Source organism: Billgrantia kenyensis (assembly GCF_013697085.1).
GTDB classification, from domain to species: Bacteria; Pseudomonadota; Gammaproteobacteria; order Pseudomonadales; family Halomonadaceae; genus Halomonas; species Halomonas kenyensis.
In genome coordinates this window covers 401,201-424,836 of the sequence record NZ_JACEFT010000001.1, presented here as the reverse complement: position 1 = coordinate 424,836, position 23,636 = coordinate 401,201, and the positions used below count along the sequence as shown (strand labels likewise).

Annotated in this window: 18 protein-coding genes; 10 read left to right on the top strand and 8 right to left on the bottom strand. The window is 63.6% G+C overall.

From position 1 onward, the window contains the following. Positions 1-51 precede the first annotated feature (51 nt). Positions 52-1,755, bottom strand: coding sequence for an AMP-binding protein (locus H1D44_RS01825; protein WP_181513130.1), 1,704 nt, complete (start codon positions 1,753-1,755; stop codon positions 52-54). 104 nt (positions 1,756-1,859) lie between these two features. Beyond that, the gene (locus H1D44_RS01820; protein ID WP_181513129.1) at positions 1,860-2,297 is read right to left on the bottom strand and encodes a MerR family transcriptional regulator; all 438 of its coding nucleotides are present in this window, start codon (positions 2,295-2,297) and stop codon (positions 1,860-1,862) included. A gap of 231 nt (positions 2,298-2,528) precedes the next feature. On the opposite strand from H1D44_RS01820, the gene H1D44_RS01815 reads away from it, so the two are divergent. From H1D44_RS01815 to H1D44_RS01790, 6 genes are all read left to right on the top strand, one after another. After that, positions 2,529-3,695 carry an acyl-CoA dehydrogenase family protein gene (locus H1D44_RS01815; protein WP_181513128.1) on the top strand — a complete coding sequence of 389 codons (1,167 nt, stop codon included), beginning with the start codon at positions 2,529-2,531 and terminating at the stop codon, positions 3,693-3,695. A gap of 19 nt (positions 3,696-3,714) precedes the next feature. Next, positions 3,715-4,869 (top strand): enoyl-CoA hydratase/isomerase family protein, encoded by a 1,155-nt coding sequence (locus H1D44_RS01810; protein WP_181513127.1) that lies wholly within the window; start codon positions 3,715-3,717, stop codon positions 4,867-4,869. A 49-nt stretch (positions 4,870-4,918) separates the two neighbouring features. Next, the gene (gene mmsB / locus H1D44_RS01805) at positions 4,919-5,821 is read left to right on the top strand and encodes a 3-hydroxyisobutyrate dehydrogenase (protein WP_181513126.1); all 903 of its coding nucleotides are present in this window, start codon (positions 4,919-4,921) and stop codon (positions 5,819-5,821) included. Between the two features lie 67 nt (positions 5,822-5,888). Next, a complete protein-coding gene (locus H1D44_RS01800; protein ID WP_238984349.1) occupies positions 5,889-7,295 on the top strand; it encodes an MATE family efflux transporter in 1,407 nt (468 codons plus the stop codon). A gap of 86 nt (positions 7,296-7,381) precedes the next feature. Further along, positions 7,382-8,563, top strand: a complete 1,182-nt coding sequence (locus H1D44_RS01795; protein ID WP_181513125.1) for an acyl-CoA dehydrogenase — start codon at positions 7,382-7,384, stop codon at positions 8,561-8,563. A gap of 99 nt (positions 8,564-8,662) precedes the next feature. Further along, positions 8,663-9,868 (top strand): CaiB/BaiF CoA transferase family protein, encoded by a 1,206-nt coding sequence (locus H1D44_RS01790; protein ID WP_181513124.1) that lies wholly within the window; start codon positions 8,663-8,665, stop codon positions 9,866-9,868. A gap of 9 nt (positions 9,869-9,877) precedes the next feature. Here the strand turns inward: H1D44_RS01790 and H1D44_RS01785 are convergent, their stop codons facing one another. Both H1D44_RS01785 and ppsR read right to left on the bottom strand, forming a co-directional pair. Next, positions 9,878-10,654 carry a DUF3750 domain-containing protein gene (locus tag H1D44_RS01785; protein ID WP_181513123.1) on the bottom strand — a complete coding sequence of 259 codons (777 nt, stop codon included), beginning with the start codon at positions 10,652-10,654 and terminating at the stop codon, positions 9,878-9,880. 12 nt (positions 10,655-10,666) lie between these two features. Next, positions 10,667-11,500 (bottom strand): posphoenolpyruvate synthetase regulatory kinase/phosphorylase PpsR, encoded by an 834-nt coding sequence (gene ppsR, locus H1D44_RS01780; protein ID WP_181513122.1) that lies wholly within the window; start codon positions 11,498-11,500, stop codon positions 10,667-10,669. Positions 11,501-11,801: 301 nt separating this feature from the next. Between ppsR and ppsA the strand changes: the two genes are divergently transcribed. Next, on the top strand, positions 11,802-14,174 hold the full coding sequence (gene ppsA / locus H1D44_RS01775) for a phosphoenolpyruvate synthase (protein WP_181513121.1): 2,373 nt from the start codon (positions 11,802-11,804) through the stop codon (positions 14,172-14,174). 112 nt (positions 14,175-14,286) lie between these two features. After that, positions 14,287-16,110 (top strand): gamma-glutamyltransferase, encoded by a 1,824-nt coding sequence (gene ggt / locus H1D44_RS01770; protein WP_422671646.1) that lies wholly within the window; start codon positions 14,287-14,289, stop codon positions 16,108-16,110. A gap of 43 nt (positions 16,111-16,153) precedes the next feature. Here the strand turns inward: ggt and H1D44_RS01765 are convergent, their stop codons facing one another. From H1D44_RS01765 to acnB, 4 genes are all read right to left on the bottom strand, one after another. Continuing rightward, complete coding sequence (locus H1D44_RS01765; protein ID WP_181513119.1) at positions 16,154-18,025, bottom strand: glycerophosphodiester phosphodiesterase family protein; 1,872 nt, start codon at positions 18,023-18,025, stop codon at positions 16,154-16,156. Between the two features lie 88 nt (positions 18,026-18,113). Next, on the bottom strand, positions 18,114-18,602 hold the full coding sequence (gene rraA, locus H1D44_RS01760) for a ribonuclease E activity regulator RraA (RefSeq protein WP_181513118.1): 489 nt from the start codon (positions 18,600-18,602) through the stop codon (positions 18,114-18,116). 139 nt (positions 18,603-18,741) lie between these two features. Beyond that, a complete protein-coding gene (locus H1D44_RS01755; RefSeq protein ID WP_181513117.1) occupies positions 18,742-19,353 on the bottom strand; it encodes a porin family protein in 612 nt (203 codons plus the stop codon). Positions 19,354-19,648: 295 nt separating this feature from the next. After that, the gene (gene acnB, locus H1D44_RS01750) at positions 19,649-22,252 is read right to left on the bottom strand and encodes a bifunctional aconitate hydratase 2/2-methylisocitrate dehydratase (protein WP_181513116.1); all 2,604 of its coding nucleotides are present in this window, start codon (positions 22,250-22,252) and stop codon (positions 19,649-19,651) included. Between acnB and H1D44_RS21230 the strand changes: the two genes are divergently transcribed. Next, positions 22,229-22,972 carry a DUF1289 domain-containing protein gene (locus tag H1D44_RS21230; protein WP_338073451.1) on the top strand — a complete coding sequence of 248 codons (744 nt, stop codon included), beginning with the start codon at positions 22,229-22,231 and terminating at the stop codon, positions 22,970-22,972. The genes acnB and H1D44_RS21230 overlap by 24 nt on opposite strands. 15 nt (positions 22,973-22,987) lie before the next feature. Next, positions 22,988-23,623, top strand: coding sequence for a MiaE family protein (locus H1D44_RS01740; protein ID WP_181513114.1), 636 nt, complete (start codon positions 22,988-22,990; stop codon positions 23,621-23,623). Positions 23,624-23,636 lie beyond the last annotated feature (13 nt).

Below are 23,636 nucleotides of genomic sequence, written 5' to 3'. Positions count from 1 at the left end.
TGCCGAAGCAGGGGCGCCAAGGCCGACTGACGAGCCTGGCTCGTCCCGGGGTCAGGAGAGGCCCAACTCGTGGGTCGCCTCTTCGCGCATCTTGAACTTCTGGATCTTGCCGGTCACGGTCATCGGGAACTCGTCGACGAACTTCACATAGCGCGGGATCTTGTAGTGGGCGATCTTGCCCTTGCAGAACTCCTTGAGCTCGTCGGAAGTGAGTTTCTGCCCCTCGCCAAGCTTGACCCAGGCCATGACCTCTTCGCCGTACTTCTCGTCAGGCACGCCGATCACCTGCACGTCGGAGATCGCTGGGTGGGTGTAGAGGAAATCCTCGATCTCGCGCGGATAGATGTTCTCGCCGCCGCGAATGATCATGTCCTTGATCCGGCCGACAATGGCGATATATCCCTCGTCGTCCATGGTTGCCAGGTCACCGGTGTGCATCCAGCCGGCGCTGTCGATCGATTTGGCGGTGGCTTCCTCGTTGTTCCAGTAGCCAAGCATGACGCTGTAGCCGCGGGTGCACAGCTCGCCGGTCTCGCCGCGTGGCACCACTGCGCCGGTTTCGGGGCTGACCAGCTTGACTTCGAGGTGGGGGTGAATAGTGCCCACCGTGGTCACGCGCTTGTCCAGCGGTGCATCGGTCTGGGTCTGGGTGCTGACCGGGCTGGTCTCGGTCATGCCGTAGCAGATTGTGACGTCCTCCATGTTCATCTTGTCGATGACCTTGCGCATCACCTCGATGGGGCAGATGGAGCCTGCCATGATGCCGGTGCGCAGGGTGGAGAGGTCGTACTTGGCGAAGTCGGCATGCTCCAGTTCGGCGATGAACATGGTCGGCACGCCATACAGCGCCGTGGCTTTCTCCTCGGATACCGCCTTGAGCGTGGCCTCCGGATCGAAGCCATCGCCCGGATAGATCATGGTAGCGCCGTGGGTCACGCAGCCCAGGTTGCCCATCACCATGCCGAAGCAGTGGTAGAGCGGAACCGGGATCACCAGGCGATCCTTCTCCGAGAAGCCCATGGTGCGGGCAACGAAGAAGCCGTTGTTGAGGATGTTGTGATGGGAGAGGGTGGCTCCCTTGGGCGCCCCGGTGGTGCCCGAGGTGTACTGGATGTTGATCGGCTCGTCGAACTGCAGCGTGGCCTGGATCTCGGCCAGGTGCTCCTCGGAGACCTCGTCGGCGTGGGCCAGCATGCTCTGCCAGCTGAACATGCCGGTCAAGGCACGGTCGGCATCGAGGCACACCACGCGCTTGAGCTCGGGCAGCTTGGCACAGGAGAAGGTGGAGGGCGCACCGTCACGCAGCTCCGGGGCCAGCTCCGCCAGGGTGGCCACGTAATCGGAGGTCTTGAACTTGCCCTGCAGAATCAGGGTGGAGGCACCCGACTGCTTCAGCGCATACTCCAGCTCATGGGTGCGGTAGCTGGGATTGATGTTGACCAGGATGGCGCCGATCTTGGCGGTGGCGAACTGGGTGATGGTCCACTCGGCGCAGTTGGGTGACCAGATGCCGACGCGGTCGCCTTTCTTCACGCCCAGCGCGATAAGGGCGCGAGCGGCCTGGTTCACCGCCTGCTGCAGCTCTTTCCAGGTGTAGCGAAGCCCTTGGTGCAGGCTCAGCAGGGCGTCGCCATCGGGAAAGCGTGAGACGGTGGCATCAAAGCAGTCGCCGATGGTTTCACCCTTGAGCGGCGTGTCGCTGATGCCGCTGACGTAGCTGTTCGGGGCGCGTTCTTGCAGTGCTTGGCGTGTCATCGTGTTACCCATCTTGTTGTGGCAGTTGCTGTGAAGTCGTTTGCCGGTGGGCGGACGGTGAGGTGCCCATCCTTAGCGCGTTTGGCTGCTGGCATGACGTCGACTCAGTGGTCGAGACGCTCCAGGACTTCCCGCGCTCGCATTTCCACGTCGTCCAGCTCACGCTGCATCAGGCGTATGTCCTCGAGCTGGCGCTCCATGTTGTTGCGCTTGTCGGCGAGTATTTCCAGCAGGCGCTTGAGCTGACGCGCATTGCCGTCAGGCATGGCGTCGTACATCTCGATGACCTCGCGGATCTCCGCCAGGGAAAAGCCCAGGCGCTTGCCGCGCAGGGTCAGCTTGAGGCGTACCCGGTCCTTCTCATGGTAGATGCGGGTCTGGCCGCGCCGTTCCGGTGCCAGAAGTCCTTCCTGCTCATAGAAGCGTATGGTGCGCGGTGTCACCTCGAACATGCGGGCCAGCTCGCCTATCGAATAGGTGCGGCGCTGCGTCGGCAGGCTGCCATTGGCCGTGGGGGTGGGGTCCGCTTTCGATGCGTTCATCATTGTTATGTCCTATGAGTGGGGGGATCCGTACACGACGTGCCTCCCTATTTACCGCAACACTAGACGACGTTGACGTTAACGTAAAGTGGTTGTCGACCAAGGGAGGTATGCTATAAAACCTAGCAAGTGCTAGGTTGGTTGGCAGGCGCATCTCACGGGCGAACCGGATACGCAGGCCAGGCCAGATTTTTTCAGCAGGAATACCTGCCATAACAAGAGGGTTTCTCGATGGACTTCTCCCTTGCCGATGAGCAAAAGGCGCTCGTCCAGGCTGCCGCCGACTTCTCACGGGCGGAACTCGCCGACCACGCTGCCGAATGGGATGCCAGTTCCCACTTCCCGGTCGATGTGATTCGTCGGGCAGGAGAGGCGGGCTTCCTGGGCATCTACATTCCCGAGGAGCGTGGCGGACTGGGTCTGTCACGCCTGGAGGCCTCGCTGATATTCGAGCAGCTCTCGCAAGGCTGCATTGCCACGACCGCCTATCTTACCATCCATAACATGGTGGCCTGGATGGTGGCGAGCTGGGGTAATGAAGCGCTGCGCGAAACCTGGACCGAGCGTCTGATCAGCGGCGAGTGCCTTGGCTGTTACTGCCTCACCGAGCCCGGCTCCGGCTCCGACGCTGCCAGCCTGCGAACCAAGGCCGTGCGCGACGGCGACGACTACGTCATTACCGGCTCGAAGATGTTCATCTCCGGCGCTGGTGCCAACGATGTAATGGTGGTCATGGCACGCACGGGGGCGCCCGACAGTGGCGCTGGCGGAGTCTCGGCGATCCTGGTGCCGGCGGATGCCGAGGGCATCGAATACGGCAAGAACGAAGCGAAGATGGGCTGGAAGAGCCAGCCGACACGCCTGGTCAGCTTCGATGGAGTGCGTGTGCCGGTCGCCAATCGCCTGGGCGAGGAGGGCGAGGGTTTCAAGCTGGCCATGAAGGGGCTTGACGGGGGGCGGCTGAATATTGCCAGCTGTTCGCTGGGAGCGGCCCAGCACGCCTTGACCCTGGCGCGTAACTACTTGCAGGAGCGCAAGCAGTTCGGCCGCGAGCTGGCACATTTCCAGGCGCTGCAGTTCAAGCTGGCCGACATGGCGACCGAATTGACGGCGGCCAGGCTGATGGTTCGGCATGCCGCATGGCGGCTCGACCAGGGCGACCCCGAGGCCACCGCCTATTGCGCCATGGCCAAGCGCCATGCCACCGACATGGGCTTCAATGTCTGCAACGAGGCGCTGCAGCTGCATGGCGGGTATGGTTACTTGAGCGAATTTCCCCTCGAGCGCATGGTACGCGATACCCGCGTCCACCAGATCCTCGAGGGTACCAACGAAATCATGCGTGTGATCGTGGCCCGCCGCCTGCTGGCGGATGGCGTGATCGAAGCGTTGCAATAAGCACAAGGAGAAGAGCGGCATGACAGACCTTGCGGTCATCTTCGATGAGCTGCCGACCCGGGACGGGGGACGCATCGGTATCGCCACCCTCAACTCACCCAAGTCGCTCAATGCGCTGTCGCTCGACATGGCTAGGCAGTTGGATGCCAAGCTACAGTCCTGGGCGGTGGATCGCAGCGTAGTAGCGGTCTGGTTGGAAGGGGCCGGGGACAAGGCGTTCTGCGCCGGCGGCGACGTGGTCGCGCTTTACCGCTCCATGACCGAAGTGGGCGACAACCGAGGATCCGGCCCGGACAGCCTCTTTGCCGAAACCTACTTCACCACGGAATACCGGCTCGACTACCGCATCCATACCTATCCGAAGCCGATGCTGGTGTGGGGCGACGGTATTGTCATGGGTGGCGGCCTGGGCCTGATGGCGGGCGCCTCGCGGCGCCTGGTGACAGAAAGGACCCTGATCGCCATGCCCGAGATCACCATCGGCCTGTATCCGGATATTGGCGCAAGCTGGTTCCTCAATCGCATGCCGCCCGGGGTCGGGGCCTACCTCGGGATTACCGGCGCTCAGTTGAATGCTCGCGATGTCCTCGATCTTGGCCTGGCCGATCATTTCATACCTCGCGAGTGCCGCGATTCGCTGCTCGAGGCCTTGGGCGAAGCTGACTTCGGTACACGGAGCCCGCGCGACCTGGAGGCTGGGGTACAGCGCGTGCTCGATGACATGGAGGCGCGGGATCAGGCTCCGCCAGCCCAGGTTGGGCCCCACCTCGACCACATTCAGGCACTGGTCGGCCGCATCGATGCCGCCTCGGCAGTGCTGCGTATCCTCGAGGACGAGCGTGAGGATGCCTGGCTTGCCGCCAACCGCAAGCGGCTCGAGGCAGGCAGCCCCTTGAGCGCCCACCTGGTCTGGCGAATGCTTGAACGCCACCGTCACACCAGCCTGGCCGACGCCTTCCGCGATGAGCTGAGCCTCTCGGTGCAGTGCTGCCGACGTGGAGATATCGTCGAAGGGGTGCGGGCGCTGTTGGTCGACAAGGACAAGAGCCCGCAGTGGCAGCATGCCAGCGTTGACCGTGTCCCCGAAGAGGACATTCAGGCACTCCTGGCCCCGTTATGGAGCGAAGGGGAGCATCCGCTCCGCGACCTGGGGACTGGCGAGTCGATTCACTGAAGGCCTCGTTGCAGATAGATCACGATAACGACAAACAGGAGCAGTTCGCATGAAAATCGCCTTCATCGGCCTTGGCAACATGGGCGCCCCGATGGCCCACAACCTGGTCAAGGCCGGCCATGAGGTCAGCGTTTTCGACCTGGTCGAAGCCGCCATGAAACAGCTCAAGCAGGCCGGTGCCCACGCCTGTGCCAGTGCCCAGAGCGCGGCAAGCGGTGCGGAAGTGGTCATTTCCATGCTACCGGCCGGCCAGCATGTACGCCGCCTCTACCTCGGGCGCGAAGGCTCGCCAGGGCTGTTCGATGCGCTGGAGGGCAAGCCGTTGATCATCGACGCCTCCACCATTTCCCCGGAGGACGCCCGTGTCGTCGGTGCGGCCGCCAAGGAGCGTGGCCTGACCTATCTGGATGCTCCGGTCTCCGGTGGGGTGGGTGGCGCCCAGGCGGGTACCCTGACCTTTATCGTCGGCGGCAGTGAAGCCGGCTTCGAGCAGGCCAGGCCTGTCCTCGAGGGGATGGGCAAGAACATCTTCCATGCTGGTGAGATCGGTGCCGGCCAGGTGGCCAAGATCTGCAACAACATGCTGCTCGGCATCCTGATGAGCGGTACCGCCGAGGCGTTGGCCCTGGGCGTCAAGAACGGACTCGAACCGGCCGTGCTTTCCGAAATCATGAAACAGAGCAGCGGCGGCAACTGGGCGCTCAACGTCTACAACCCCTGGCCGGGGGTCATGGAAGGTTCAGCTGCCTCCCGCAACTATCAGGGCGGCTTCCTCACCGAACTCATGGCCAAGGACCTCGGGCTGGCTTGGGAGCTGGCGCTGGAGAGCAAGGCCACGGTGCCAATGGGTTCCCAGGCCCGCAACCTGTTTGTCTTGCACGCTTCCCAGGGCCATGGCGGGCTGGACTTCTCCAGCATTCAGAAGCTCTATCGGGGTGGCGAAAAGGACTGAGTCTTTTTGGCAGGCTCTCTCGAAACGGGCACAATCATGTGCCCGTTTTCTCGTTTCCAGAGGTTTCATGAAGCCCTCTTCTTCAGATTCCGGTGCCCGCCGGCCCATGCGCCGCGAACTGCTCGAAGGTCCCATTGCCCTGACCCTGCTGCGCAAGTGCCTGCCCGTGGTGGGTGGCATGATCGCCATGATGAGTTTCAACCTGGTCGATACCTGGTTCATATCGCGCCTGGGTCCGGAGCCACTGGCGGCGGTGTCGTTCACTTTCCCGGTGGTTTTCGCGGTGATCAGCCTGGCTATCGGCCTGGGTATCGGCACCTCGGCGGTGGTGGCACGGCGTCTGGGGCAGGGAGATATGGAGACAGTGCGCCGGCGGGCCACCGATGCCGCTCTGTTGGCGCTGGCGGTCGGTGTCGGGCTGACCCTGCTGGGCCTGGCCACGCTGGAGCCGCTGTTTCGGCTGCTTGGCGCCGATGTAGCGCTGTTGCCACACATTCGTGACTACATGGGGATCTGGTACCTGGGGGCGGCGGCGGTGATCGTGCCTCGGGTGCTCAACAGCGTGCTGCGCGCCCAGGGCAATACACTGATCCCTGGCTTGATGATGGCCCTGGCGGCCCTGCTCAACGGCCTGCTCGACTGGCTGCTGATCTTCGGGGTGGGACCTTTCCCGGCGCTCGGCGTCCAGGGCGCGGCCCTGGCCACGGTGCTCAGCTGGAGTGCCATGGCCGCCGCGCTGTTCTGGCAGCGCGAGCTTCGCGATTGTCTCGACCTGCGCCATCTGACACTGGCCGGGTTGGTTGAGTCGTGGCGTGAACTCTCGCGTATCGCCGTGCCCGCGGCGATCACCAGCGTCTTTACCCCGCTGGCCCTGGCTCTGGTGACGCGCATCGTCGCCGGTCATGGGCACCATGCGGTAGCGGGCTACGGTGTGGGCACCCGCATCGAGGCGATCGCCCAGATCGGTGTACTGGCGCTTTCCATGACCCTGCCGCCGCTGGTTAGTCAGAACGCAGGGGCAGGGCAGCATGAGCGCGTGCGGCGAGCCATCTTCGGCTGCTTCGCCTTCGTGCTGGTGTGGCAGCTGGGGATATGGCTGCTACTGCAACTGCTCGCTCCCTGGCTGGTGGCCGGCTATACCGCCGGCGACGAGATGGGCGAAGTGCTGCGCAGCTTCCTGTGGTGGGTGCCACTGGGCCTGGGGGCGCAGGGCGTGGTAATCCTGGCGGTCTCTTCCTTCAATGCCCTGCACGAACCCGCGCGTGCCATGCGCCTTTCGATCGTCCGCCTGTTCCTGCTCACCGTGCCCCTGGCCTGGCTTGGTGGAGTGGTGGGCGGTACCCAGGGCATTTTCATCGGCCTGTTCCTGGCCAATGTAGCGGTGGGGTTGGTGGCCTGGGTGGCGCTGCATCGACGCCTCGACCGGCTGTCCAATCATGCGGACCAAGGTATTCCGCTGCGGCCAAAAGTGTAAGCAAAAAGCCGCAAAAGGGGTTGGCTTCATGGCTTCTTTGCTCTACATTCGTTGGAAATGTAGAAATTCCAACAGGAGAGCCCGCCATGAGCCAGATCACCCCCGTCACTTGGGAAGACCCGTTCCGCCTGATCGATCAGCTCGACGAAGACGAGCGCATGGTCCTGCAGACAGCACACGACTACTGCCAGGACAAGCTGATGCCGCGCGTCCTCGAGGCCAACCGCCACGAGGTCTTCGATCGCGAGATCATGAACGAGATGGGTGAGCTGGGCCTGCTGGGCGCTACCATCGACGGCTACGGCTGCGCGGGAATGAACTATGTCAGTTATGGCCTGATAGCTCGCGAGGTGGAGCGCGTAGACTCCGGTTATCGCAGCGCCATGAGCGTGCAGTCGAGCCTGGTCATGTATCCGATCCATGCCTTCGGCAGCGAAGCTCAGCGCGAGAAGTACCTGCCCAAGCTGGCGACCGGCGAATGGGTCGGCTGCTTCGGCCTCACCGAGCCGGACCACGGCTCCGATCCGGGCGGCATGTCCACCCGCGCCACGCGCACCGACAACGGCTGGCGCATCAACGGCGCCAAGACCTGGATCACCAACTCGCCGATTGCCGACGTCTTCGTGGTCTGGGCCAAGGATGACGAGGGCGTGATCAATGGCTTCATCCTCGAGAAGGGCATGAAGGGACTGACCGCCCCCAAGATCGACGGCAAGTTCAGCCTGCGTGCCTCCATCACCGGCCAGATATCCATGCAGGACGTCGAGGTCTCCGACGCGCAGCGCCTGCCCGGCGTGACCGGTCTCAAGGGGCCGTTTTCGTGCCTCAACCGTGCCCGCTACGGTATCGCCTGGGGCAGCATGGGCGCCGCCGAGGCGTGCTGGCACGCCGGCCGGCAGTACACCCTGGACCGCAAGCAGTTCGGCCGTCCGCTGGCCGCCAACCAGTTGATCCAGAAAAAGCTGGCCGACATGCAGACCGAAATCGCCCTGGGCTTGCAGGCCGCCCTGCGCGTGGGTCGCATGATCGATGCCGGCCAGCTGGTGCCTGAAGCCATCTCGCTGATCAAGCGCAACAACTGCGGCAAGGCGCTCGATATCGCCCGGGTGGCGCGTGACATGCACGGTGGCAACGGCATCGCCGACGAATACCATGTGATTCGCCACGCGATGAACCTCGAGGCGGTGAACACCTACGAGGGCACCCATGATGTCCACGCGCTGATTCTCGGCCGTGCGCAGACCGGGCTCCAGGCATTCGCCAACTGATACACCGAGATCCAAACGCTACCTCTAACGCGGGCGACGGGGCAGGCCGAAAGAAGGGCAGGCCTGTCCGCCGCTGCGATGAGTGTGGAAGGAATCAAGATGAGCCGACCGCTGGAAGGCATCACGGTGCTCGACATGTCGCGAGTGCTGGCCGGCCCCTGGGCCGGTCAGCTACTGGCCGACCTCGGAGCGCGTGTGATCAAGATCGAGCACCCCGAGCGGGGTGACGACACCCGCGGCTGGGGGCCGCCGTGGCTCGCCGAGGACGATGAGGTCGAGCGGGTGGCGGCCTACTACCTCTGCGCCAATCGCGGCAAGCAGTCGCTGGCGATCGATATCGCCAGCGAGGGCGGCCAGGCGATGATCCGCCGGCTCGCCAAGGGTGCCGATATCGTGCTGGAGAACTTCAAGGTGGGCGGGCTGGCCAAGTACCGGCTCGACTACGCCAGCCTGAAGGTGGAAAACCCCGGCCTGATCGGCTGTTCCATCACCGGTTTCGGTCAGGATGGGCCCTATGCGCACCGTGCCGGCTACGACTTCATGATCCAGGCCATGGGCGGGCTGATGAGTATCGGCGGCGAGCCGGACGGCATGCCGATGAAGACCGGCGTGGCCATCACCGACGTGATGACCGGGCTCTACGCTACCATCGGTGTGCTCGCGGCGCTGCACGAGCGCAGTCGCACCGGACAAGGGCGCTACGTTGACGTGGCGCTGCTCGACGTGCAGGTGGCGGCGCTGGCCAACCAGGCGCTCAATGCCCTGGTCAGCGGCAACTCCCCGGAGCGCCATGGCAATGCCCACCCCAACATCGTGCCCTACCAGGCCTTCGCCTGTTCCGATGGACACTTGGTGCTGACCGTGGGCAACGACAGTCAGTTTGCACGACTGGCCGAACTGATGGGCCATCCCGAGTGGGCCAGGGACCCGGATTACGCCACCAATGCGGCGCGGGTAGGCAACCGTGACGTGTTGGTGCCATTGATCCAGGCGATCTTCCGCACCCGTGGCCGCGACCAGTGGCTTGCCGATCTCGAGGCTCGCGGCATCCCCGCCGGCCCGATCAATACCGTGGCCGAAGTGTTTGACGATCCCCAGGTCAAGCACCGCGGCATGCAGTGCACCTTGAAGCGCGACGGCCTCGAGGTACCCCAGGTGTCGTCTCCGCTACGCTTCGACGGCGAAACGGCACTCAGCGACTTGGCGCCACCACGCCTGGGTCAGGACAGCGACGCGATTCTCGCGGAGATGGGGCTCAGCGGCGAGGAGATCGAGCGGCTGCGCCGAGAGGGCATCGTGCGCTGATCTGTCGTCTCAGCTATCTGCGGCCGGCATGGGGAAACACTCTCCCCGCGACCGGCTGCCATCTCGCAATCCCAGGGTGCCGATAGCGGGCAACTTGACCCCTAGCGCTGCCGGGTCGATGCCGATTATGAGCCCGCCGATATTGAGCTCCAGCCCCTCTCTCAGTGCGGCCGAGGCGCCGAGTATGCCGGCCAGCGATAGCTGAATCCCCGTGCCGCTAGGGGTCGGGGCCAGTACGTTCCCGCCCAGATAGTCCTTGCCGATGGCGCTGGAGGGCAAGGCCACGTCCAGCTCCGGGACTTCACGGATCAGCCAGGCCACGAAGGTGTTGCTGTTGGGGCCCGGCCAGGCGCGATAGTGATCGCGATAGGGGTAGTCGGGCAGCAGTGCCTCGATCCGTTCGATGGCGCTTTCGGCTTCCCTGCCGCACAGGGAGGCGTGCAGCGTCGGAGCACTGCCGAACCAGGCGCGGTCGGGTGTGCCGGCGCGCGAGGAGAGGCTGGGGCGGCCCCAGCCGGTCACCTGATGCAGGGTATAGCTGTCGGCATTCGCCGGCTTGGTGGCCACCCAGGCGTGAACGGCGAAGATCCCGCGCCAGTTGAAGGCTCGGGCCGAGTACACCTGAACCACGGCTTCACCGAATTCGCTGGGCGCCGGGGCCAGGCCAGCAGGCGTGCGATCGGCACTGCGCCAATCGCCACGGGTGTCGATATTGCCGAACTGCCACATGTAGAGTGGGCCGCCGGTCAGCAGCAATATCAGGAGCCCCAGGGACAGCTTGCGCATGGTGCATCGGCCTCAGCGCGGCGTGAACCGCCGCGTGAGCCCCGTCTCGGCGATCATGCGGGTGGATATCTCCTCCACCGAGAAACGCGTGGTGTCGATGTAGGGAATGTGCATCTGTCGGTAGAGCCCTTCCGCCTGTTCCACCTCTTGCGTGCACTGGTCCAGTGAACTGTAACGACTGTTGGGCCGGCGCTCGTGACGGATCGCCGTCAATCTACGCGGATCGATGGTCAGCCCGAACAGCTTGTGGCGGTGCTTGGCCAGCGCCGGAGGCAGCTTGAGCGTGCCGTTCTCGTCCTGGTCGTCTTCGGTCAGTGGGTAGTTGGCGGCACGGATGCCGAACTGCAGCGCCAGGTAGAGCGACGTCGGCGTCTTGCCGCAGCGCGAGACGCCGATCAGGATCACGTCGGCCTGGTCGTACTGGTGGGTACGGGCGCCGTCGTCGTTGTCCAGGGCGAAGTGCACCGAGTGGATGCGGTCCATGTAGACTTCGTCCTTGCCGATGGAGTGAGTGCGCCCCACGGTGTAGCTGGAGTGCGTGCCTAGCTCCTTCTCCAGCGGCTTGAGGAAGGTCGAGAAGATGTCGATCTTGAAGCCTGGCGCGCTACGAATCACTTCTCGAATCGACTCGTCGACGATGGTGTCGATGATGATCGGCTGCTCGCCGTCGCGTACGGCGGTGGATTCGATGATGTCGACGAGGTTACGGGCCTTGTCGATGGTGTCGATATAGGGCTTGGTCGACATCTTCAGGTCGACATTCTCGAACTGGGCCAGAAGGCTGCGGCCAAGGCTCTCGGCGGTGATGCCGGTACCGTCGGAGATGAAAAAGGCTGTGCGGGGCATGGCTTGGCGAGTCCCTCGGTGAATTGTCCTGCCTCATTGTCGGGGCTCGGTGTGCTGGCGGCAAGGCGCTTTGCTCTTCCGGTGTCGGCTGTTCGACTACAGGAATCGCCCAAATCGGACGATTGTTGTAAAAAACCTCCACTGACTTCGATGTTAGACCAATGGCGTATATGGCCGCTTGCGTTTAAGGTGAGCACCATTGCGCTTTTTGCCTGAAACCAGATGCTGGCAAGCGGTTTGGCACCGAATCTCGCCAGGCCGGTGCGGCCACATCTGGGCAACGAAGATTCAAGGGGGTTATGTGGAAGACTACATCCTGTGGTTCGATCAACTCGGCATGGACGATGTCGAGCGCGTAGGCGGCAAGAACGCCTCGCTTGGCGAGATGATCTCCAACCTTTCGGGAGCCGGTGTCACCGTGCCCGGCGGCTTTGCCACCACCGCCCATGCCTACCGTGAGTTCCTGGCCCACGAGGGACTCAACGAACGTATCAATCAGGCCCTGGCCCGGCTCGACGTCGATGACGTCAACGAGCTGGCTCGGGTCGGCGCCGAGATTCGCCAATGGGTGATCGACACCCCGCTGCCGCCTACTTTCGAAGCGCACCTGCGTACGGCCTATGACAAGCTGGCCAGCCAGCACCCGAACCTCAAGGTGGCGGTACGCAGCTCGGCCACCGCCGAGGATCTGCCCGACGCCTCTTTTGCCGGCCAGCAGGAAACCTTCCTCAACATCGAAGGCTTCGACAACATCAAGCGCGCCGTGCATGAGGTGTTCGCCTCGCTGTTCAATGACCGTGCGATCTCCTATCGCGTGCACCGCGGCTACGCCCACGAGAACGTAGCGCTGTCGGCCGGCGTGCAGAAGATGGTGCGCTCCGAGACCGGCGCCTCCGGCGTCATGTTCACCCTGGATACCGAATCGGGCTATCGCGATGCGGTGTTCGTCACCGCCTCCTGGGGGCTGGGCGAGACCGTGGTGCAGGGCTCGGTCAACCCTGATGAGTTCTATGTGCACAAGCCGACTCTCGCGGCAGGTCGCCCGGCGGTGCTGCGTCGCAACCTCGGCTCCAAGCTGATCAAGATGGTATACGGCGAGGATGCCAGCGCCGGCAAGTCGGTTTCCACCATTGACGTACCGCTCAAGGATCGCGCCTGTTTCTGCATCAACGACGAACAGGTGATGGCGCTGGCACGCCAGGCGGTCACCATCGAGGAGCACTACAAGCGTCCGATGGACATCGAGTGGGCGCTGGACGGGGACGACGGCGAGCTTTATATCGTTCAGGCACGACCGGAAACGGTGGTGTCGCAGCAGGAGGGCGGCAAGCTCGAGCGCTTCCACCTCAAGGAAAAGGGGCGCACCCTGGTCACCGGGCGCGCCATCGGCCAGCGCATCGGCCGCGGCGCGGTGAAGATCGTCTTCACCCCCGAGGAGATGGACAAGGTCAATGCCGGCGACGTGCTGGTCACCGACATGACCGACCCCGACTGGGAGCCGATCATGAAGCGGGCCTCGGCGATAGTGACCAACCGTGGCGGTCGTACCTGCCACGCGGCGATCATCGCCCGTGAGCTGGGCATTCCCGCGGTGGTGGGCTGTGGTGATGCCACCGAGGTGCTCGAAGATGGCCGCGACGTCACCGTCTCCTGTGCCGAGGGTGATACCGGCCACGTCTACGAGGGCCTGCTGGACTTCGACCGTCGCGTCACCTCGGTCGACTCCATGCCCGAGATTCCGTTCAAGATCATGATGAACGTGGGCAACCCGGATCGCGCCTTCAGCTTTGCCGGCCTGCCCCATGCGGGCGTCGGCCTGGCGCGCCTGGAGTTCATCATCAACCGCATGATCGGCGTGCACCCCAAGGCGTTGCTGGAGTACGACACCCTGCCGCTGGACCTGCAGCAGACCATCAATCTGCGCACCGCCGGTTATGCCAGCCCGGTGGATTTCTACGTCGACAAGCTGGTCGAGGGTATCTCCACCCTGGCCGCGGCGTTCCATCCCCAGCGCGTGATCGTGCGACTCTCCGATTTCAAGTCGAACGAGTACGAGAACCTGATCGGTGGCAAGCTCTACGAGCCAGGGGAAGAGAACCCCATGCTCGGATTCCGTGGCGCCTCGCGCTATGTTTCCGATGCCTTCCGGCCCTGCTTCGAGCTCGAGTGTCGTGCGCTCAAGCGCGTGCGAGACGAGATGGGGCTCGAAAACGTCGAGATCATGGTCCCCTTCGTACGCACCACCGAAGAAGCTCGTGAAGTGGTCGAGCTGATGGCAGCCAATGGCCTCAAGCGCGGCGAGAACGGCCTCAAGGTGATCATGATGTGCGAATTGCCGGCTAATGCACTGCTCGCCGATGAGTTCCTCGAGCACTTCGACGGCTTCTCTATCGGCTCCAATGACCTGACCCAGCTCACCCTGGGCCTGGATCGCGACTCCGGCATCGTGGCGCATCTGTTCGATGAGCGTAATCCTGCGGTCAAGAAATTGCTCGCCATGGCCATTCAGGCCTGCCGGGCCAAGGGCAAGTACATCGGTATCTGTGGCCAGGGGCCGTCCGATCATCCCGACCTGGCAAAATGGCTGATGGAGCAGGGCATCGACTCGGTATCGCTCAACCCCGATGCGGTGCTCGAAACCTGGTTCATGCTGGCGGGGGAGACGCTGGCATAAATAAAGCGTACTTAGGTTACAAACTGACCCGATTGAGAGCTCTCAATCGGGTCTTTTTTCGCCTATGCTTACACCTCTTACATGGAGTTACCGAGGGGCTTTTTTCATGGACATGCGCTCTGTCATTTTTCCCCGACGCTGGCTGGCCTGCGTCTTTTCATCGTATGTGTTGGGCCTGCCGCTGCTGGCATCCGCCGAGACGTCCTTTCAGTATGAGACCCCCGCTATCGCACCGGAATCGGCATCCGGTTATACCGAGAAGCCAGGTTGGGCGTCCGAACGCTTCGCCGTCGCCGCCGCCAATCCGTTGGCCACGGATGCCGGTTATCAGGTGCTCAAGGCGGGGGGCTCGGCTGTGGATGCCGCCATCGCCGTACAAATGGTGCTGACCCTGGTGGAGCCCCAGTCGAGCGGTATCGGTGGCGGCGCCTTCCTCATGCACTACGACGGCAGTGATGTGACGGCATACGACGGTCGCGAGACGGCGCCCCGAGCAGCCAGCGAATCGTTGTTCCTCAACGGCGAAGGAGATCCTCTCGAATTCATGGAGGCGGCGGCAAGCGGCCTTTCGGTGGGTGTGCCGGGCACCGTTCGCATGCTGGAAATGGTCCATGAGAAGCATGGCAAGCTGTCCTGGGCAGAGCTGTTGGCACCGGCCATCTCCCTGGCGGAAGAGGGCTTCGAGGTCAGCCCGCGCCTGCACACCAGCCTTGCCGGCGAAGAGCGGCTGCGTGATGACCCGCTGGGTAGCTCCTTCTATTACACGGAAGATGGCGAACCATTGCCTGCCGGGCATCGGCTCAAGAACCCCGCATTGGCCGCCATCCTGAAAGAGATTGCCGAGCACGGTAGCAAGGCGCTCCATACCGGCCAGATTGCCGAGGACCTGGTGCATCGTGTGCAGAATCATCCCGGGCGGCCCGGCGCGATCAGCCTGGAGGATATGGCGACCTACGTGGCCAAGGAGCGCGATCCACTGTGCACCGACTGGCAGGCCTATCGTGTCTGCGGCTTTCCGCCTCCCTCTTCTGGTCACCTGACCATCATGCAGATCCTTGGGTTGCTGGAACACCTCCCGGCCCTCGATGAGCCGCTCGATGAGGACCGTCTCGGCATCGAGTGGCTGCACCGCTTCCTCGAGGCCTCGCGGCTGGCCTTTGCCGATCGTGGCAAATACATCGCTGACCCGGATTTCGTCAATGCGCCCGGCGGCGAGTGGAGCAGCATGCTCGACGAAGAGTACCTGGCCGAGCGAGCCGAGCTCATCGGTGAGCACAGCATGGGGCCGGATGGCGCTGAGGCGGGTGTGCCAGGCGAAGTCGAAACGGCCTGGGCGATACAGCCGATGCAGCCGGAGTACGGCACCAGCCACATCAGTATCATCGATGAGGAAGGCAACGCCGTGGCGATGACCACTACCATCGAGGCCGCCTTCGGTTCCCGCATCCTGGCGGATGGCGGTACCGGACTGGCTGGCGGATACCTGCTCAACAACGAGCTTACCGACTTTTCGTTTCGCCCCCTGGACACCGATGGCTCGCCGATCGCCAACCGAGTCGAGCCCGGAAAGCGACCGCGCTCCAGCATGAGTCCGACGCTGGTCTTCGATCGCGAGAGCGACGAGCTCATTGCCAGCCTCGGCTCCCCCGGCGGAGCCGCCATCATTCACTATACCGCCAAGGCACTGGTGGCGATGTTCGATTGGGGGCTCGATGCCCAGGAAGCGCTGAACCTGCCCCATGCGATCACCCTGGGCGGGCCGGCCTTCCTTGAGGAGGGGCGCTTCCCCGAAGAAGTGCTCGACGCCTTGAATGAGCTTGGCCATGAGGTAAGCGAGCGCGAGCTGGTCAGCGGCCTGCAGGCGATCCAGCGCACCGATGAGGGCTTGTTCGGTGGCGCCGACCCGCGCCGTGAGGGTGTGGTCATGGGTGAGTGATTCGCTGCCAGGCGAGCCGAAGGCGCCCACCGGGCGCCTTTATTCATCGCCGCAGCCAGTTGCGCAATTTCACCAGCAGGATTGCCCCGTCACCGAGCTCGCGACGATCGTCGATTAGCTCCGCCAGCCGGTCAGGATAGTCGGTGATGATGGCGTCCACACCCAGGTCGATCAGTTGTGACATGCGTGCCCGGTCGTTGACCGTCCAGGCGTGCACTTCATAGCCGAGCTCTCGTGCCAGGCGTATCTCGTTGGGCGTCACTCGGTTGTGACGCAGGCCAAGGGCATCGAAGCTGCGCCGGTCGAGCGTCCCCGGCATGACCAGCTGGGCCAGCAGTGTCACGCGCAGCTCCGGTTCCCTCGCCTTGACCATTTCCAGCACGTTGCTCGACATCACGGCGAGGCGTGTTTCACTGGCGACTTCCGGATTACCGCACTGAGCTGCCTGGTTCGAGCCGCTGGTGGCCAGGCAGTGACGGCGCACCTCCTGCTCGCGCGCCAGGGCATCGAGCACCGCTTCTACCAATGCCTCTTCTGCGCCTGGATCAGGCTTCATGTCGATCATCAGTGCGCTTCTGCCACGGACCGCAGCGAACGCCTCGTCCAGGGTGGGAATGCGTTCCCCGACGAAGGCGTCACCGAACCAGCTGCCGACATCGAACTCCCTGAGCTCGTCGAGGCTGAGATCTCGGACGTTGCGCGGATCGCCGGTCAGGCGCCGCATGCTGCGGTCGTGGAAGACCACCACCTCACCGTCAGCCGTCAGCCGTACATCGATTTCCACATAATGCGACCTGTCATCGATCGCCTGCTCGATGGCGGCAAGTGTGTTCTCCGGAGCGGCCATGGAGCTGCCGCGGTGGGCGATGATCGCCACGTCGTCCTGCAGTTCGAAGCTGTTGACGATCCACCAGGCCTGACCCAGCGCAAACAGCACCACGGCCAGCTCGACACCCCAGGCGAGTCGCCCGGGGTGTGCATCGGGCGGCGGCGGGGCGGGGCGAGGCTCGCGGTGAGCCAGCCGCAGGTAAAGACAGGCCGAAAGCAGTGCATTCGCTGCGATACCAATGAAGGTGATGGCAAGCGTGACCAGCATATAGCCGGTGACATAGCCCAGCATGGCAGGTATCAGCACGGCATTGCGCTCGGGCAGCCACCACAGCATCGGAGTGAAGATCCGGTCGAAGAGCGCAGTGGCAATCAGGGGCAGCGCGACGATGACCAGAAGCACGGAAAGCACGACCAGCGCCACTTCAGCGCGGTGGCCGCGCGTCAGGTCCCGGCTGCGCCTGAGGGCCGGCAGGGGGGAGAGACCCTCCAGTGTGGCGACCGGCAACGCCAGTATCCAGCGCACGTAGAGCGATGCGGCAACCAGCGCCCAGCCGAGGCCTAGCGGTATCGCGACAGCCAGGTAGGTCCAATACTCCGGTGGACGCATGCGCAGTACGTAGTAGGGGTCCAGCCCTCCGATGATCAGGTCGTAGAGCCAGCCCAGAAGGATGGCCGCAGGCAGCAGGAGCAGTAGATGCGCCCCTACCTGCAGCACGACCAGGCCGGCCAACGAGGGGAGCCGGTGCAGGGACTGCCACAGCGCAATGAAGGCCAGACGAAAATGATTGTCGCGGCGCTTCACCGCCACCAGGATCATGCCGGCCTGCTGCAGGTAGAGCACCAGGAAGGTGAGGGCGATGGCAGCCAGCAACCACAGGATTCCGGCTGGGCTGAGCAGCAGGTCGAGCAGGCCGGCGTTGGTGATGACCGGGCGATCGAAGCGGCGCAGCAGGCTGGTCAGGGTCCATGCGACGGCCGGAAGCAGCAGGCTCGAGGCGAGCACGGTGAAGAAGAGATGAAACGCCACCAAAGGGCGCAGGTGCTCTCGCAGGCTGCGCAGCACATCGACGCCGAGTGACTTCATGTTATGTCGGGCTCACGACACGGGTCCATGCCCCTAGGGTGGCATCGCGACCACACCATGCACAAGTGCTGCCGCGATGAGCGCGGGCTCATGTGTCCAGCGGCAGGCGCTCCTTTGCCACCACTATGCCGTTGTTGTCGGCATACAGCCATTGGCCTGGTTCGACTGTCACCCCGGCGAAGGTGACGGGTATGTCGCGCAGTCCCTCGCCGCGCTTCTCGCTCTTGCGAGGATGGGCGCCCAGGGCATGTACGCCAAGGTCCGTCTCGGCCAGCACATCGACGTCGCGCACGCAGCCATACATCACGACACCTGCCCAGCCATTGTCCACTGCCTGCTCTGCCAGCATGTCGCCGAGCATGGCGCAGCGGTGCGAGCCACCGGCATCCACGACCAGTACGGCGCCTTCTCCGGGCTCGCCCACTGCCTGCTTCACCAGCGAGTTGTCTTCGAAGCACTTGACCGTGCGAATCGGCCCGCAGAACGCCTCGCGGCCGCCGAAGCTGACGAAGATGGGGTCGAGAACCTGCACGTCCGGATGGGCGTCGCAGATGTCGGGCGTGATGATCGAGCTCATCGTAGGCTCCTTGCCTGGATAGTGAGTGACAGGATGATGCCATAACGCCCGTCGTCCGGTCTTCATCGATTCGTCGCAAGATGACCGACGCCGGGAGTCCCCGGCGTCGGTTTGGTGGCGCCGCACGTGGATCTGCAGGCTAGAAGCGCAGTCCCACCGAGGCGGTAAAGGTATCGATGGTGTAGTCGCTATCGAAATCGTAGCGCTCGTACTCGGCGCGGATCAGGATCGGGTTGATGTTGAACTGGGCTCCCAGGCCATAGACCGGATCGAAGCCGTCGTTGTCCTGCAGAGTTAAATCGGTATCACCCAGGTTGCCCCGCACCTCGGTTTCCCAGCTGGCGGCACCGATCTTGGCGAAGGGAGTGAACCAGTCGGTCACGGGCAGCTGGCCAACCACACTGGCGCCGTAGGCGGTCGACTCCAGATCGGCGCTGGCCCCATCGGTTCCACGCAGACGAACCCGGCCAAGGTCAGCATAGAAGGCTTCCACCGCCAGGTAGCGATTGAACTGATAGCCGGCAAAGCCTTTCCAGACATTGCCGTCGTCGTCGATGCTGAAGTTGCGGCCCCCGCTTTCGATGAAGTTGTCGACTTCATCGCGATCGTTTTCCAGTGAGCTGAAACCGGTGCCCAGTCCCAGATAGGCATAGCGCTCATGTGGTTCGTAGTGGGTTTGCGCCTGAGCGCCGCTGGCGATCAGCAGCGATGCAGCGGACAGTGATACGCAGAGGAGCGTTCTGTTCGACATGTTCTGACTCCTTGAATGTCCCATATGTCCCTAGTTCAATTCGTGGGCGCTCGGTGTCCCGTCCGGTCGCACACAAAGACTTCTTAAACTTAGACTCGCAAGGAGTGCCCAACAAGACGAAGCGGGTAAAAAAACGTAGCGAGGCGTCGTTTTTTGCCGACATAATCCACTGTCTTGGCGAAAAAAAACGCCCTCTTGCGAGGGCGTTTCGTTCATCGGCTCCGGCGTCTGTCCCCAGCCGCCATCGATGTTGCGAGCATCGGAGTCGAAATTGATTCTATCAGAACTCGGGGGATCAGGCTTCCTGAGCGACCGGAATCACGTTGGATGCGGCGTTCTGATACTCCTCGATTTCATGGAAGTTCATGTAACGATAGATCTCGCCGGCCATGGCGTCGAATTCGCCCATGTAACGCTGGTACTCATCGACGGTCGGCAGGCGCCCTTCCACGGCGGCAACTGCCGCCAGCTCAGCCGAAGCAAGGTAGACGTTGGCGCCGTCGCCCAGGCGGTTCGGGAAGTTGCGGGTGGAGGTGGAGACCACGGTGCTCTTGGCGGCAACGCGGGCCTGGTTGCCCATGCACAGCGAGCAGCCCGGCATTTCCATGCGCGCCCCGGCGCGTCCGTAGATGCCGTAGTAGCCCTCCTCGGTCAGCTGGTGCTGGTCCATCTTGGTGGGCGGCGCCAGCCACAGGCGGGTCTTCAGGCTACCGGCCGGCTGCTTCTCGAGCAGCTTGCCCGCGGCGCGGAAGTGGCCGATGTTGGTCATGCACGAGCCGATGAAGACCTCGTCGATCTTCTCGCCGGCCACCTCGGAGAGCAGGCGAGCGTCGTCCGGGTCGTTCGGCGCGCACAGCACGGGCTCCTTGAGCGCGTCGAGGTCGATCTCGATGACCTCGGCGTACTCGGCGTCCTTGTCGGCGCGCATCAGGCTCGGGTTGGCCAGCCACTCTTCCATGGCCAGGATGCGACGGCTGATGGTGCGCTCGTCACCGTAGCCATTGGCGATCATCCACTTGAGCAGGGTGATGTTGGACTTCAGGTACTCGGTCACGCTGTCCTCGGACAGGGTGATGGTACAACCCGCGGCGGAGCGCTCGGCGGAGGCGTCGGAGAGCTCGAAGGCCTGCTCGACGGTGAGGTCCTCGAGGCCCTCGATCTCCAGCACGCGACCGGAGAAGGCGTTCTTCTTGCCGGACTTCTCGACGGTCAGCAGGCCTTGCTTGATGGCGTAGTAGGGGATGGCGTGGACCAGGTCACGCAGGGTGACGCCGGGCTGACGCTTGCCCTTGAAGCGCACCAGCACGGACTCCGGCATGTCCAGCGGCATCACGCCAGTGGCGGCGGCGAAGGCCACCAGGCCGGAGCCGGCCGGGAACGAGATGCCCAGCGGGAAGCGGGTGTGGGAGTCGCCGCCGGTGCCCACGGTGTCGGGCAGCAGCATGCGGTTGAGCCAGCTGTGGATGATACCGTCGCCCGGACGCAGGGAAACGCCGCCGCGGTTCATGATGAAGTCGGGCAGGGTGTGGTGAGTGTCCACGTCGACCGGCTTGGGGTAGGCGGCGGTGTGACAGAAGGACTGCATCACCAGATCGGCCTGGAAGCCGAGGCAGGCGAGGTCCTTGAGCTCGTCGCGGGTCATCGGGCCGGTGGTGTCCTGGGAGCCCACGGTGGTCATCTTCGGCTCGCAGTACATGCCCGGGCGAACGCCTTCCATGCCGCAGGCCTTGCCGACCATCTTCTGGGCCAGGGTGAAGCCCTTGCCGGTGTCCTTGGGCTGCTCGGGCAGGCGGAAGACATCGGAAGCGGGCAGGCCCAGGGACTCACGCGCCTTGGTCGTCAGGCCGCGGCCGATGATCAGCGGGATACGACCGCCGGCGCGCACCTCATCCAGGATCACCTGGGTCTTCAGCTCGAAGGTGCTGACGACCTCATCGGTGCCGTGCTTGCACACCTTGCCCTCGTAGGGATAGACGTCGATGACGTCGCCCATCTCGAGCTTGGAGACGTCCATCTCGACGGGCAGGGCGCCGGCATCTTCCATGGTGTTGAAGAAGATCGGGGCGATCTTGCCGCCGAAGCAGAAGCCGCCGGCGCGCTTGTTGGGCACGTTCGGGATGTCGTCACCGAAGAACCACAGCACGGAGTTGGTGGCGGACTTGCGTGAGGAGCCGGTGCCGACCACGTCGCCGACGTAGGCGACCGGGAAGCCCTTGGCCTTCACTTCCTCGATCTGCTTGAGCGGGCCGGTGGTGCCGGGCACTTCGGGGTTGATACCTTCGCGCTCGTTCTTGAGCATGGCGTTGGCATGCAGCGGGATGTCGGGGCGTGACCAGGCATCCGGAGCGGGGGAGAGGTCGTCGGTGTTGGTTTCACCCGGCACCTTGAAGACGGTGAGGGTGATCTTGTCGGCCAGGGCCGGCTTGGACAGGAACCACTCGGCGTCGGCCCAGGACTGCAGAACATCCTTGGCCACGGCATTGCCCGCCTTGGCGCGCTCTTCCACGTCGTGGAAGGCGTCGAACATCAGCAGGGTGTGCTTGAGCTGCTCGCCCACTTCCTTGGCGAGATCGGCGTCGTCCAGCAGCTCCACCAGAGTGGCGATGTTGTAGCCGCCCTGCATGGTGCCCAACAGCTTGACCGCGTGGATCTTGTCGATCAGCGGGGACTCGGCCTCGCCCTTGGTGATGGCGGTAAGGAAACCGGCTTTCACGTAGGCGGCCTCGTCAACACCCGGCGGAACGCGGTTGGTAATCAGGTCGAGGATGAACTCCTCTTCACCGGCCGGCGGGTTCTTGAGCAGTTCGACCAGTGCGGCGACCTGCTCGGCAGTCAGGGGCTTCGGCGGGACGCCCTCGGCGGCGCGTTCTTCGACATGTTGGCGATAGGCTTCAAGCACGTTCGGGCCCTCATCTGGTGTGTTGCCCAAGGCGGGGCGATACACGACGAAGATCGTCGAAACTGCCGCCTTGGCGGGTGTAACAACCGTGGTCACTGGGTGGCGAGATTCTACGGGAAACTGTCGACAATGTTAAGTTACCCCATCTTTCAGGAGCCTAGACTTTGGTCGTCGCAATGTCGGCTGAACTACAGCGTGCTACCAGGGGCGCAGCGCGGTAAGATTGAACGGATGAGTAATAAGGAGTGTGGGATGTGTTCGCGTATCGCGTCGCCTTGCGTAGGTCTGTGTTCGACGACGTTGGGCGATCCGGTATGCCGGGGATGCCAGCGCACGGATGAGGAGATCACGGCGTGGCCGGGGCTGAGCGTCCGCCAGCGCGAAAATCGTATGGCAGAGCTGGACAGCCTGCGTGTGCGAGTCGCCGGTCGCTTCCTGCGTGTCGTCGACGAGGCTCGACTCGAGGAGCAGATGCGCCGCCACCGGATTCGTTACCGGGCGGACCAGCCGGCCTTGTCCCGGGCCGTAGAGCTGCTGCGTGTCGGCCGCGACCGCATTCGCGAGATCGGCCACTACGGCCTGGAACCTGCGGCAGGCGCCGCCGGGTACAGTGCTGCCGAGCTGCACGCACGGATGAGCGAGCAGCTGCTCGAAGAAGCCAGCGCACGACGATGCAACCTCCATCGCGACTTGTCCTCCTCCGGCTGCTCTCGATCATGACTATGAGCCTGTATTATGTCCGACACTCTTGAAGCGACCCCCAGCGATGTCGAGCTGCCGTCTGGCCTGCTCGATTTCCTCCGCTGCCCCACGCCCGATACCTGGCTGCAATGGGCTCTCGAAAACCCCGAGCTGCTGTTGATCGACCACGCGCAATGCGAGAAGAAGGCGGCCTCGACCGCCATGAGCCTCCTTTATCGCTATGTCGACCAGCCATTGCTGATGACCAAGATGTCCCAGCTTGCACGCGAGGAGCTGCTGCATTTCGAGCAGGTCGTCAAGCTGATGGAAGCGAGGGGGATCGCCTACCGCCACCTGAGCGCTTCGCGCTACGCCGAGGGGCTGCGCCGACACGTTCGCCCTCAAGAACCGGAGCGACTTGTCGATATTCTCATCATAGGGGCGTTTATCGAGGCGAGAAGCTGCGAGCGCTTTGCCCGGCTGATACCGCATCTCGATCCCGAGCTGGCAAGGTTCTATCGCTCTCTGGTCAAGTCGGAGGGCCGGCATTACGAAGATTACCTGATGCTGGCTCAGCATCTTTCGCCGGCCCCCATTGACAAGAGGGTGGATTTCTTTGCCGAATGCGAAGCACAACTAATAGTCACGCCGGACACGGCGTTTCGTTTCCATAGTGGCGTGCCGGCCTGATTCCGCCACTTTG

Coding starts and splice junctions, on each gene's coding strand:
- H1D44_RS01825 (WP_181513130.1), bottom strand. CDS start 1,755: ATGACACGCCAAGCACTGCAAGAACGCGCCCCGAACAGCTACGTCAGC.
- H1D44_RS01820 (WP_181513129.1), bottom strand. CDS start 2,297: ATGAACGCATCGAAAGCGGACCCCACCCCCACGGCCAATGGCAGCCTG.
- H1D44_RS01815 (WP_181513128.1), top strand. CDS start 2,529: ATGGACTTCTCCCTTGCCGATGAGCAAAAGGCGCTCGTCCAGGCTGCC.
- H1D44_RS01810 (WP_181513127.1), top strand. CDS start 3,715: ATGACAGACCTTGCGGTCATCTTCGATGAGCTGCCGACCCGGGACGGG.
- mmsB (WP_181513126.1), top strand. CDS start 4,919: ATGAAAATCGCCTTCATCGGCCTTGGCAACATGGGCGCCCCGATGGCC.
- H1D44_RS01800 (WP_238984349.1), top strand. CDS start 5,889: ATGAAGCCCTCTTCTTCAGATTCCGGTGCCCGCCGGCCCATGCGCCGC.
- H1D44_RS01795 (WP_181513125.1), top strand. CDS start 7,382: ATGAGCCAGATCACCCCCGTCACTTGGGAAGACCCGTTCCGCCTGATC.
- H1D44_RS01790 (WP_181513124.1), top strand. CDS start 8,663: ATGAGCCGACCGCTGGAAGGCATCACGGTGCTCGACATGTCGCGAGTG.
- H1D44_RS01785 (WP_181513123.1), bottom strand. CDS start 10,654: ATGCGCAAGCTGTCCCTGGGGCTCCTGATATTGCTGCTGACCGGCGGC.
- ppsR (WP_181513122.1), bottom strand. CDS start 11,500: ATGCCCCGCACAGCCTTTTTCATCTCCGACGGTACCGGCATCACCGCC.
- ggt (WP_422671646.1), top strand. CDS start 14,287: ATGCGCTCTGTCATTTTTCCCCGACGCTGGCTGGCCTGCGTCTTTTCA.
- H1D44_RS01765 (WP_181513119.1), bottom strand. CDS start 18,025: ATGAAGTCACTCGGCGTCGATGTGCTGCGCAGCCTGCGAGAGCACCTG.
- rraA (WP_181513118.1), bottom strand. CDS start 18,602: ATGAGCTCGATCATCACGCCCGACATCTGCGACGCCCATCCGGACGTG.
- H1D44_RS01755 (WP_181513117.1), bottom strand. CDS start 19,353: ATGTCGAACAGAACGCTCCTCTGCGTATCACTGTCCGCTGCATCGCTG.
- H1D44_RS21230 (WP_338073451.1), top strand. CDS start 22,229: ATGTTGGCGATAGGCTTCAAGCACGTTCGGGCCCTCATCTGGTGTGTT.
- H1D44_RS01740 (WP_181513114.1), top strand. CDS start 22,988: ATGTCCGACACTCTTGAAGCGACCCCCAGCGATGTCGAGCTGCCGTCT.